Genomic DNA, 11404 nt, shown 5'->3' with positions numbered 1-11404 from the left:
GGCCTCTCCGAAAACGCCGTGGGGACACGACTTCTTGACCAGGCCAAGGAAACGTATCCGACCATCACGAAAAGCCGGGTCGACACCGGCTTCAGGAACGCCGTGGTCGAGCGCGGAGCGCAGCTCGGAATCGATGTCGAGGTCGTCGACAGAGACCCCGGAGTTCGCGGTTTCCACGTCGTGAAAAGGCGCTGGGTGGTCGAGCGAAGTATCGGCTGGATCATGATGCACCGCCGGCTCGCCCGCGCCTACGAGACCCTTGCCGCCGGCCCCGAAGCCATGATCCGCCTCGCCTCGATCGACAACCTCGCCAAGCGCCTAACGGACGAGACCACACCAGCCTGGCGAGGAGCCTGCTAGGTCATAAGCGGCAATCCGTCCACGCTGAACGCCCTCTCATATCCGGACACTCACTCCGACGCCGGGCCATACGCCCGGATCAGGTGGGAGCCCGTACACCACTTCCCAGGACGCAACCCAGCCATTTCGGAAAGACCGGGGATTGATACTGATCAGATGCCGACTTATCTGACGTCACATCAGGCACATAAAGGGGCACAAGACGACTCGTTTCCCCTGGGAGCACCCAAGGCTTCCTCGCCGTGATCAAGTAGCTGGCCACCCTTGGGGCGGGCTGCACTCTCCGCTTCCGGGCCAGTTGCAGCGCCGAAGTGCCCGGCACGACGGTGTAATCGACCGACACGGTCCAGCCAATGTCATCGACGGCATCCGCTGCCGCGAGGATGGCGGCGAGGATCCTCTCCCAGGTTTCGTCGGCGGCTCATCTGCTCAACCGCTTTTGAACGGTCTGAAACGAGCCGAGCTCGTCGGGGAGGTCCCGCCAGGGCGAGTTGGTGCGGTACTTCCATGCGATGGCCTCGAGCATGCGGTGGTGGTCGGCCCGTCATCGTCCCCGGATCGGATCGGCCGGCATCAGCGGCTCGAACCGGCCCCACATCGCATCAGTGATCACTAATGGGCTGACCCGCGATTGATTGGGGTGTGCCGGCCTGAGGTTTGGCTGGTGTGTGACTCTGAAGGTCGCCGTGCGGACGTGCACGGCTCCGTCCGCCACGCTCAACAAGGGCCTGTGGTATTCGTCGGACGCCACCGTCATCTACGACACCGAAGACGGCGGGCAAGGGTGCCCAGGCGTGGAAGCCGACCGGTTCGCCGCTCCTGCACTGACCACCCACCGGGGTCCTGAGTACTTCCACTCATGACCCCGGTCCGCTTCTGAGGGACGGTAGAGGCGATGGGCGACATCGCGGAGGCGGCGAGGAAGGTGCAGGCGGCTTTTCGCCGGTACCAGGCCATGTGCGGCACGGGCGTGGGCGTGATGGTGAAGTGCGGCCGCGCACCTGCACATTGTCGGTCAGTCAGGCGGAACTCACATGAACTGGAAGTACCGGTCCCACCAGGCCACGGGCAGCTCTTCTTCCTCTTCCTCTTCCTTCCCTTCCCTCTCGTTTTCCCTCTCGTTGTCGGACTCGGCCGCGAGCGCGGCCAGGACCTCTTCGGGAATCTCCTCATCCTCCAGACGGCTCGGTCCGTCGTACGGCTCCAGCAGCAGCTCGACGGGCACGTAGACGCAAGAGAGCTCCGTACACAGCTCGTCGAGCCAGGCCACGAACGCGTCGTCGATTTCCTCTTCACAGCCGGGCACCCCCCAGTCCCTGCCCGTGCCGGTGGTCACGAACGGGCCGAAGTTGCTGATCAGCACCCACAGGGGCCGGTCCGTCCCCGAGGCCGGGGCGGGGACGGAGACGTATCCGTAGAAGCTGGCGTCCTGCGCCCCGCCCACCGTCACGGAGGGCCCGAAGCGTCGTTCCAGGGCGTCGGCGAGCCGCGCGAAGCGCTGACGGGCGGCCGGGACGTCGTAGTGGGCGGGGACCTCCAGGTGTGCCGGGTCGTCCAGCTCGCGCAGGAGTTCACGGATGCGGTGCGGGGGAAGCATGGGGTGTCCTTGTCGCTGCGGATGGGGACCGGCGGGCGGGACGTCCCGCCCGCCGGTCCCCGGGTGTCATCCTCGTACGGCCGGGTGCGTCACGACGTCGGGCAGTCCTTCGACGCCGACGGGTAGGCGGTCATGATTCGTGCCATCTTCTTCTTGGTCCGGGTCCCCGTTCAGTGCGGTGGCGGTAGCGGGTCCAGGGCGTTGCCGACGGTGCAGCCGCCTTCTCCGGGCATCCGCTGGATCCGGGGCGGCATCCACACCTCGGTGGCGCCGGGGCCCACGCGGGCAAGAAGGCAGTCCTGAGCGTCGAAGCCGTTGCCTTTTACCGACAGGAGAACGCCGACCCGGCCGCCGTCCGACTTCACCTCGGTACGGATCGCCGGATGCAGGTGCAGGGCGGCGAGCGTACGGCGCACCTCGGCCTCGTCCACCCGGCCGCCCTCCGGCACCCGGGGAAGTTTCGCGCGGAGCTCCTCGTACGGCAGCCGGGGCGGTTCGGGCGGCGGGGCGAAGGTCAGCGGAGGGCCGTCCGGGCAGTCCACGTCACGGGGATCCTCACGCCACTCCGACTTGGGCGACACCCGCACCGCGAAACAGCGCCGCACGGCGACCTCCTGAGGGTCGAGCCATCCGTTGTACACCGAGCCGGACGTGCGGACGACCACGTCGACGCCGTCCCCGTCGTGTGTCGAGGTACCCGTCACCCGCAGTACCTCCACCCCGTCGATGCCGGAAGCGGAGCGCCCGACCTCCTCCGCCGTGCGCGGACGCTGGCCGTAGAGCCGCTCGCCCGCCTTCCTGGCCACCTCCCGTGCGGCGTCCGTCGCCTCGTCCTCGGAGGACTGGACCACCCCGCAGCCGGCGGTGAGCAGCAACAGCGGGGCGAGCAGCAGCAGTCGGCGCATGCGTCCACCCTTCCGGCGCCGCGCGCGGCGGGCAACCACTCGCGTACTCAGACCGGCGTAGGCGATCGTACTCAGCCGGTGCGGCGATCAGACGTGGGCGCACTCCGTAAGGTTCCGGCGGCGGGCGTATACCTCGATCTCGATCCTCATCCGGGGGTCGGCGAGGCTGCAGACCATCATCTTGGCGGCGGGCCGAACGTCGCCGAGGCGGCCGCGGAGCAAGGGCCGGCACGGCTCGAAGTCGTCGCGGTCGGGGAGGAGATAACGCACCCGGACGACGTCTGCGAAGGTGCAGTCCGCTTCCTTCAGCGCGTATTCGATGGTGCGGAGGCACTGCTCGGCCTGCTCGACGACGTCGTCCGAGATGGTCATCGTGCGGTAGTCGAAGCCGGTCGTCCCGGATACGTGCACCCAGTCGCCGTCGACCACGGCTCGGGCGTAGCCGATCTGTTCCTCGTAGGTCGATCCGCTGAGGATCGCGCGTCGCTCGCTCATGCGGGGAACGGTAGGAGGGGCCGCGTGAGTTGTCTGGGTTGTGATGACCAGTCAGGCCCGTGCGGCCATGTCCCATCCTGCCTTCTGCGGCATCTCGGACCAACACCTGGGTGAGTTGGTCGCCGAACTCGGGCCGCGGTGGGAGGCGCGGTGCGAGTCCGGACGGCACGAACGTCGCAAGGGTGCCCGCCGGCGAAAGGCCGGGGCCGGCCCGAAGTACGGGCTGGTCTTCGTCGACCGGCTGCTGGTGACGCTGGTCCACCTGCGGACTGGACTTACCTACCAGGCCCTGGGGGTGATCTACGAGGTGGGCTCGTCCACCATCGGCCGAGCGATCTGTGAGGTCCGTCCGCTGCTCGCCGCGCGCGGCTTCGCCGTCCCGGACCGCCCCGGGGTGCGGCTGCGCACGCTCGAGGACGTGTTCGCCTACGCCGAAGCCGAGGACATCACGCTGAGGATCGACGGAATGGAGACCCAGGTCCGCCGCCCGAAAGGGGGCAGACCGGGCCGGCGGGCGTTTGTCTCGGGCAAGCGGAAGCAGAACACCATCAAGACCACCACCATCAGCGACGAGCAGGGCCGCACCCTGTGGTCGGGAGCCGAACGGCCGGGCCGAATGCACGACCAGACCGCGGTGCGCACTGAGGGCATCGCCGAGCAGTTCCGCCAGCACCCAGCCGTGAAAGCCGAAGTCGACGACGGCTACCGGGGTCTCGCGAACGAGTTCCCCGGCCAGGTATCGGCCCCGCCCCGCAAACCGAAGGGCCTCGACGACGACACCGCGCCGCTGACCGAACGGTACGGCTGGCGTGAGCACAAACGCCGCCAGTCCTCCCGACGCATCTGCGTCGAACACGCCAACGCCGAACACCGCCAGTGGCGCCCGCTCCAGCGGTACACCCAACGCCGCGAGACCTATGGCGAAACCCACCGTGCCATTGCCGCCCCGGTCTCCGACCGCGCCGCCAAACGCACCACCCGCCGTCGGCCGAGCACCGAGCTCGTGCACGTCCACACGACCACCTGCTGAACCACCCTTCAGCCAAACCCCCAGGCCAGCACGCCCCAGCTTCAATCGCGGGACAGCCCGTAAGCGGACAGACACCTCCGATCAACTCGGTCGGACACCGTCGCCCTCGTCGGCGATGTCGGCTGGCCCCGTCGTTGGGGTCTCGTCGATGAGGAAGCCGTGATTCGGCGTCAGCCCGCCGTGGTGATCGTAGGATGCCTGGATGCCGAAGCCGATAGGGACGAGCCGCCGCATGTGGGTTGCCACCTGGGCGGTGCTGTGTGCGGCCGTCACCGCCGAACTGAACGCCTCCTCGGCTCCGGACCCGCAGCCTGAGAAGCCCGTCAGCGCCGAGTGCGCTGAGTACATCGCGGACATCGAGAGGCAGCTGGCCAAAGCCGAGCAGGAAGGCAAGGACGACGGAGTGCTGACCTTCTCGCGCGCCCAGGTCGGCACCGAGGACGACTGCAGCAAGGAACTCCGCAACCACTTCGGAGGCGATCGGTGAGCCGGGGCACCTGGCTCACCGTGATGGCAGGGCTGGCCATCGTCGGTGCCGGGGTGATCATTACCGTGGGCGCTACGTCGGAACCGGAGCCGCGGCCCACGCCGCCACGGGTGTACTCCTCCTGCCTGGCGGCGGACACCAAGCCGATACCTGCGGATGACGACCCGTGCGACGGTCACTGAAGAACGTCTGTGCGATGGGCCGTTGACTGGTTGTTCCCTGTCCGTTCATGGAGTCGATCGGGTTCGAACAGGGGCCTGGTTCGGGTGAGTCGGCCGGTGCGGGTGCATGGGAGAAGGGCCTCTTGGTAGCTCGCGGTCGTCAGGGCCGAGTAGTTCCGGTACGGGATTCGGCGCTGAGAAGGATCATGATCTGGCCTGCGGCAGGACCGCAGCACTGTCCGACGTGCCTGTGCGTCAGGTCCGTGGCCTTTTCAGGAACAGCGTCGGTCCCTCATCCGCTCCGCCCATTCGCGCTGGTCACGGCGTGCTCGATGCGGCTGACGATGTCCCTCTTGGACTCAGCGCCCAAGGTCTCCGGGATCTTGTCGACGGTGTCAGGGAGGACGCCGAGTAGACCCCCAGATCTGTTCGCCGGTGCTGACGGTCAGTAGCAGTTGGCACCTCCCCTGTGGCGAAACTTCGGGACGGTGGCGGAGCCGGTGCACGGATGTGGGGAACAGGTAATGAGTCGCCTCTGCGGCGAGGTGCTCTTGGAGCCAGCCGACCGGGAGCCGCTGGCGGCCTCCTGTTCCAGGTCGAGGAGCTGGTCAGTGTCGGGGTACGGACTCATCCGCAGAGCGAAATACAAGGTCACGTACACAGTGCCGACGACCGGGGCGCGGTGTGTCAGAGGGTGGTCCGCCAGCGGGGTGCCTCGTTGTCGGACTGGTGCGGGCCGGCGAAGGGGAAGGGCACGTTGAAGTGTTCTGCCAGGGCGGTGCCGGTTTCCATGACTTCCTGCGCCTCCGGCCAGGGCGGTACCTGCCCGTTGAGGACCCGCAGGTCCGACCCGTGACGGATCCAGGCCAGGTCGACCTCGTGCTGCGGATCGTCGAGGACGGCGATGAGCACCACGAACCAGCCGTCGGTGTCCCCGTCCCAGACCGCCTCCAGCGCGGCCAGGCGCCCGGGCAGCCGGCGGATTCCGGTGGCCAGCGTCTCCACCTCCCGCGGTGGTGCCGGGCGCGGTCGAGCCGACCGGCCGGCTCCTGATGCCGGGCCATCACCGCACGCTGGCAGTCGTACAGGCCAGGTCGCGGCGCCGGGGCCTCCTCCAGGGCCTGCACGGCCTCCCTCGTGACCCGGATTGCCCGCAGACGGTCATCGCGCAGCACGAGACCGTCCACCCGCTCGCGTACCGACTCCGGCAGCGCGTCCCACCACGTCTCCATCCCGGCATTACGACCCTGCGGGGCATCGTCGAACGCACCGGGGCCACCGCCGCCGGCACTGTGTAGGTGATCTCGTACTTCGTTCTGCGGATGAGCCCGTACCCCGACAGTCGGCGTCGACGGCTCGGACGGGGCGGAAAAGAGCTGCGGTCATGCCGAAACAACGTCAAGAAGCCCCCAAGGGACGAGAGGTCAGCGGGCTGCGATCTCCTGACGGGCTGCATCCCAGACTTCCTCGAACTCTTGTGAGGTCAGCTGATCAGGTTCGTAGTCCTCCCACTGCGAGACAGGGAGTTCTGCGGTGACTCCGAACTTCTTCTCGTACTCGGCCAGGCCACCTGCCCGCTGGGCTCGCTGCCACTCTTCAAGGGAGGCAGCTGTGATCGGGGCCAGCTCAGAACCTTGGAGTTCGACCTGCCGGATGACCCAGCCTTCGGCATCGACCTCGAAGTAGTACCAGATGACTTCCTCGTCCCAGTAGCAGCGCATCCACATCGTCACCGGTCCATGATGACTGCCGTCGTCCCGAGCGCGACCCAGGCGGCGACATCGCCCGGAGCCGACGGGGGCGTCGCCGGTCTGCTCCTCAGTCATCGCCGGGCTCCGGGGTAGTGCCCGGCTCGCGGAGGACGTCGGCATAGTAGCGGCGGCGTTCCGCGAGGAATGCGGTGACCTCGTCGTCGGTCGCCTTTGGGAGTTCCTGAAGGTGTCCCAGCAGGTTGTCCCGTTGTTCGTGGCCGGAGCCGACGACGTAGGCGATCGTGCGGGTCGTTCCTCCCCCGGCGAGCAGCAGCCGATGGGGCAGGCCGCACCAGGTGTCGAAGCTGGCGGTGATCGCCTGCCACAGGTGCCAGACGTCATCGGGTCGGCGGTGCTCGGTGAGTAGGAGCGCGGCGGCCTCGATGGTGTGGCTGAAGCCCCAGCAGTGGCGGTGGAACCGTGTCTCTTGGGCCAGCAGAAATCGGGCGAAGTCGTGGTCGACCGGTCCTGGGGTGAGGATGAGCGCGTCCATGACGTCCCTGCGGTCCTTCCACCACCGGTCAAGGGGCAGGCCGGCCTCGTCGTGGGCCGCTTCGAACTGCAGGAGGTCCCAGCGCTCGGGGTCCTCTGCCCACCAGGCAGGTCCGAGGGTGTCGTCCTTGGGCGTGGGGGCAGCCGTTTCGTCAGGAATGGCGATCTCCCTCATGGCGGGACCTACGGGCCTGCGTCTGAGACAAGGCGATGCGGCGCCGGGCGAGATCGACATCGATGATCTTCACGGTAAGGGCGTCGCCGACCTCGACGGTGTCTCCGGTCGTTTTATCCATCTCGCTGGTGTGCACGAGCCCTTCGAAGCCATCCTCTCGGTCTTCGATGCGCACGAAGGCGCCGAACGGCACGATCTTGGTGACCGGTCCGGTGACCACCTGTCCGATCCGCTGCGCTACCTGGGGCCACGGGTCTTCCTGCACTGCTCGGAGCGACAGCGGAACCCGTTCCCGGACCGTGTCGACATCGAGGACCTCGGCCGTGATCTGCTGGCCGACGCTGACGACATCGGACGGGTGGTTGATCGGCCGCCAGGACAGCTCCGGAATGTTGATCATCGCGGTGAAGCCGCCGATGTCCACGAACGTGACGCCGAAGCTGGCGATGGACGTCACCGTGCCGGTGACGACCTGGCCGCGCCGTAGTGTCTTCAGGAACGCCCAGTCCCGGTCGCTGGGCGTCGGCTCGGTCTGCCAGCGCGCGCGGAGAACACCGTCGTTGTCGGGCAGTACAGCGGTGAACAGCGGACGCCGCTCATCGGTAGCCGGGGATACGTCGCCGGCGGCACACGTACCGGTGATCTGGGAGGTCACTGCCTCGAACTGGGTGTCGTCCGCGACCGTGCTGGTGATCCGCCCTGCCTGATCCTCCCAGAGGATTTCCACCAGGCCCTCCTCGGGCAGCGAGGCCACGGCCGCGTCGACGTCGGTGAGTAGGTCCGGCCAGACCGACAGCTGGGCGCGAGGGGTCAGCTGGGCGCGCACCGCCTCGATGTTGTCGCGGGTGAGGCGGTGCCGTCGGGAGGCGTTCGCGGCGTAGGTCTCCTCCAGGAACGTGGCGCGGTGGGCGCTGACCGTCCAGCGTAGGCGGGCCCAGAAGTCGCCATCGGCCGGGCGCTGCTCGTGCAGGGGGTCGTCGGAGGCGAAGTCGTACGGCGATGCGTCCGGGCGTTCCGGGAACAGGCCGAGCGAGCGGGTGCGGGCCGGCGCCGCTTCGCAGGGACGGCTGCTGCCGACGTAGAGGTACTGGTCCCAGCGGACGTGCACCGCGAATGCTCCCTCCGCCTCCAGGCGGCACCAGGCGCCGGTGTCGCGGAGCATGGCCCGGACGAGTTCCAGGCCGAACTGGGCGAAGCCGCCGATCTGCGGCTCGCGGACGGCCAGCCGGTCGACGCAGATGTCCTCGGCGAAGGCGGCGACGGCCTGCAGGTAGGTGGCTTCGACTGATCCGTGGTCGCTGACCGCTGGCTCGGAGCCGGAGTAGTGGCCGTGCTGATCGCGGTCGGCCGGGGCGTACTTGGTGACCCGGTGTACGTAGGGCAGCACTTCACTGCCCCACGGAGGTCGGAGGCGTTGCTGCTGAGGTCAGGTGGCGTTCAAGGACGCGGTAGACCGTGGCACGGCTGACGGAGAAGAGGTCGGCGATGGTGTGCTCGCCGGACTGGTGCTGCTGGGCCAGGTGTGCCTGCTGGCGGACGGTGAGCTTGGGCTGCTTCCCCTTGAGTTTGCCCTTGGCCCGCGCCACCGCTATGCCTTCGCGGGTACGCATGCGCAGCAGGTCGACCTCGAACTCGGCGAAGGTGGCCAGGATGTTGAAGAACATCTTACCCATCGGGTCGGCGGGGTCGTACAGAGTGCCTCCCAGCGAAAGCTTGACGCCGCGGGCGGTGAGCGAGTCGCCGATGTCCCGGGCGTCGGGCACTGAGCGTGCGAGGCGGACGAGCTTCGGAACGACAAGGATGTCACCGGCGCGCACCGTCGCGAGAGCCTGCGCCGGGCCCGGCCGGTCGCGGTTGCTCCCGGTCAGTCCGCGGTCCAGGTAGATCCGGTGCTCCGGGACGTCCAAGCCGAGCAGGATCTCGCGCTGGGCGGTGAGGTCCTGCTTGCCCAGACTGCATCTCGCATAGCCGACACGTTCACTCGCGCCCGGAGCGTACGACAAGCCCCCGCTCAACGTACAGATCACCGGACACCCTGAACGAGACGCCGTCAGCGCAGGTCGATCGCCCCCGTCAAGCAAGATCATGATGTTCGTCGGGGGTTCCTCGAACGGACACGGCTGACGACCTTGGGGAAAATTGGGGTCGGGTCGTGTTGGACCGGCGGTTCGGCTGGTGGGTGATTCAGCAGGCCGTCGCGCGAACGGGCACGAGTTCGGTGCTCGTGAGGCGACGGGTCGTGCGTCGGGCCGCGCGGTCGGAGACCAGGCCGGCGATGGCGAGGTGGGTCTGCTCGTAGTCCTCGCGGCGTCCGGTGTAGCGCTGAAGCGGAGGCCACTGCTTGTACTCGGCGTTGGTGTGTTCGACCACGACGCGGGCCGATGACTGCCGCCTGCGCGCCTCGCGCCAGGCACGCTTGTCGCCGTCGGGAGCGTCCTGGGCCGGCTTCTTCGGCGGGGCGCTGACCTGGGACGGGAACTCCTTGGCCAGACCCTGGTAGCCGGAGTCGACCTCGGCGTGCACATCGGGGTGGAGGCGGAACTGTTCGGCGATGCCCTCGGTACGCACAGCGGTCTGGTCGTGCATGCGGCCCGGGCGGACGACGCCGGAGAACAGGGTGCGGCCCTGGTGGTCGCTGAATGTGGTGGTCTTGATCGTGTTCTGCTTCTTCTTGCCCGAGACGAAGGCTTTGCGTCCGGGGCGGCCCGCGCGCGGGCGTCGGACCTGGACTTCCGTGCCGTCGAGCCGGATGTCGACGCCTTCGGCATCTGCGTTGGCGAACAGGTCGTCCAGGGTGCGGATGCGCAGACCGGGGCGGTTGGGGATGGCGAAGCCCCACGCGGTGAGCAAGGCTCTGACCTCGCGGATCGCGGCGGAGACGGTGGAGCGGTCCACCCCGTACAACTCGGCCAGGGCGGCATGTGGCAGCCCGAGCCGCAGGTGGACCAGGGTGGCCGCGAGCCGGTCGGTGAACACCAGGCGCGGCTTGCGTCCGGCACCCTCGGCCCGCTTGCGGGCACCGCCCCTCATCACGTGCAGGGCCGACGCGCGGGCCGCCGCCCAGGGCGGGGCGAGTTCTTCGAGCAACTCCCCGAAATGTGCGCGGGAGACCCCGGACAGGGCAGGATGGGTACAGGCCGTACGGGCCCAGGTCAGCTTCACAACTCGCCCACCGTGTGGGAAATCCTCAATGCCGCCGGCCTCGACCCGGCCCCACGCCGCACCGGCCTGACGTGGCGCGTTTTCCTGACCGCGCAGGCCGACAGCATCGTGGCCGCGGACTTCTCCCCTCCGACACCGTGCCGGGGAAGCGTCTGTACGCCATGGCGTTCCTGGAGCACGGCACCCGCAGACTGCACGTGACCGGGGCGACCGGTCACCGCGGTTCCTGCTGCGCGGTCGAGACGCGAAGTACACCGCTGCCCTTGATGCCGTCTCCGCAGCAGAGGAGGCCGAGGTGGTGCTCAGCGCCCCCATCATGTTCTTCGCGGTCCTGCAAGAGGGCCGCCGGCCTCCGGGCCCGGCACGACTGTTACCCCCTGGCGAAGACATGACCTGGGGAGTGTCACCGGGCCCGAGGGGTGCCGTTGGAGACGCTGATGAAAGGTCCGACCACCGCCGTACGGATGAAGTCGTTTTCGCTGGTGGGGATTCGGCTGTCAGGGCTGTCCCGGAGCGGGCAGGGGTCGCGGTGGCGGCCGGCGGTGCGCGTACCGGACGGCCTCGGCCCGTCCCAGGCCGGCGCTGTACGGAACCGAGCAGCATCACGGCGGCGATGCAGTGACCGGGGCCGGGGCGCTCCCGCGACCTGGACAGCCGGATCGCGGGGGCCTGGGCACGTCTTCCGGGCGGCCCGGTGCGGGGCCGCCCGGGACGTCATACGTCCGTGACGCGGAGCCCGGCGTGTGCCTTGTAGCGGCGGTTGACGGAGATCAGGTTGGCGACCAGCGC

At 68.5% G+C, this 11404-nt stretch carries 12 protein-coding genes and 4 pseudogenes; 4 read left to right on the top strand and 12 right to left on the bottom strand.

The genetic code is table 11. The features are described 5' to 3' along the window. A pseudogene (locus tag JL475_RS36330) lies at positions 1–360 on the top strand (IS5/IS1182 family transposase); the annotation flags it as partial. A gap of 322 nt (positions 361–682) precedes the next feature. On the opposite strand, the pseudogene JL475_RS36325 reads toward JL475_RS36330, so the two are convergent. Next, positions 683–958 (bottom strand): annotated as a pseudogene (locus tag JL475_RS36325) (transposase); the annotation flags it as partial. 70 nt (positions 959–1028) lie between these two features. On the opposite strand from JL475_RS36325, the gene JL475_RS36320 reads away from it, so the two are divergent. Further along, complete coding sequence (locus tag JL475_RS36320; protein ID WP_202282464.1) at positions 1029–1223, top strand: hypothetical protein; 195 nt, start codon at positions 1029–1031, stop codon at positions 1221–1223. 167 nt (positions 1224–1390) lie between these two features. On the opposite strand, the gene JL475_RS36315 is transcribed toward JL475_RS36320, so the two are convergent. The 3 genes from JL475_RS36315 to JL475_RS36305 all read right to left on the bottom strand — a co-directional run bounded on the left by JL475_RS36315 (position 1391) and on the right by JL475_RS36305 (position 3357). Continuing rightward, positions 1391–1957, bottom strand: coding sequence for a hypothetical protein (locus JL475_RS36315; RefSeq protein ID WP_202282460.1), 567 nt, complete (start codon positions 1955–1957; stop codon positions 1391–1393). Between the two features lie 170 nt (positions 1958–2127). Then, a complete protein-coding gene (locus JL475_RS36310; RefSeq protein ID WP_202282459.1) occupies positions 2128–2862 on the bottom strand; it encodes a translation initiation factor IF-2 in 735 nt (244 codons plus the stop codon). Between the two features lie 87 nt (positions 2863–2949). Next, entirely contained in the window at positions 2950–3357 is a 408-nt protein-coding gene (locus JL475_RS36305) for a RidA family protein (protein ID WP_202282458.1), read from the bottom strand. 67 nt (positions 3358–3424) lie between these two features. Between JL475_RS36305 and JL475_RS36300 the strand changes: the two genes are divergently transcribed. Then, complete coding sequence (locus JL475_RS36300; RefSeq protein WP_237409278.1) at positions 3425–4387, top strand: transposase; 963 nt, start codon at positions 3425–3427, stop codon at positions 4385–4387. Positions 4388–4589: 202 nt separating this feature from the next. Then, positions 4590–4874 (top strand): hypothetical protein, encoded by a 285-nt coding sequence (locus JL475_RS36295; RefSeq protein ID WP_202282456.1) that lies wholly within the window; start codon positions 4590–4592, stop codon positions 4872–4874. 433 nt (positions 4875–5307) lie between these two features. On the opposite strand, the pseudogene JL475_RS40845 reads toward JL475_RS36295, so the two are convergent. The 8 genes and pseudogenes from JL475_RS40845 to JL475_RS36260 form a co-directional block, all read right to left on the bottom strand. Further along, positions 5308–5666: pseudogene (locus tag JL475_RS40845) on the bottom strand (hypothetical protein). Between the two features lie 56 nt (positions 5667–5722). Further along, entirely contained in the window at positions 5723–6040 is a 318-nt protein-coding gene (locus JL475_RS36290; RefSeq protein WP_202282455.1) for a hypothetical protein, read from the bottom strand. 419 nt (positions 6041–6459) lie between these two features. After that, a complete protein-coding gene (locus JL475_RS36285; RefSeq protein WP_307825295.1) occupies positions 6460–6768 on the bottom strand; it encodes a hypothetical protein in 309 nt (102 codons plus the stop codon). Positions 6769–6853: 85 nt separating this feature from the next. Beyond that, positions 6854–7453 carry a hypothetical protein gene (locus JL475_RS36280; protein ID WP_202282454.1) on the bottom strand — a complete coding sequence of 200 codons (600 nt, stop codon included), beginning with the start codon at positions 7451–7453 and terminating at the stop codon, positions 6854–6856. Then, the gene (locus JL475_RS36275) at positions 7431–8840 is read right to left on the bottom strand and encodes a S1 RNA-binding domain-containing protein (protein WP_202282453.1); all 1410 of its coding nucleotides are present in this window, start codon (positions 8838–8840) and stop codon (positions 7431–7433) included. Before JL475_RS36275 ends, JL475_RS36280 begins: the two co-directional genes overlap by 23 nt. Position 8841: 1 nt before the next feature. Beyond that, positions 8842–9456, bottom strand: a complete 615-nt coding sequence (locus tag JL475_RS36270; protein ID WP_237409276.1) for a recombinase family protein — start codon at positions 9454–9456, stop codon at positions 8842–8844. A gap of 181 nt (positions 9457–9637) precedes the next feature. Next, on the bottom strand, positions 9638–10615 hold the full coding sequence (locus JL475_RS36265; RefSeq protein WP_307825294.1) for a transposase family protein: 978 nt from the start codon (positions 10613–10615) through the stop codon (positions 9638–9640). Between the two features lie 714 nt (positions 10616–11329). Beyond that, positions 11330–11404: pseudogene (locus JL475_RS36260) on the bottom strand (NADPH-dependent F420 reductase); the annotation flags it as partial.

Source organism: Streptomyces sp. M2CJ-2 (assembly GCF_016757295.1).
Classification (GTDB): Bacteria; Actinomycetota; Actinomycetes; order Streptomycetales; family Streptomycetaceae; genus Streptomyces.
The sequence above is the reverse complement of the archived record's forward strand: the minus strand, read 5'-3'. Positions and strand labels throughout refer to the sequence as shown.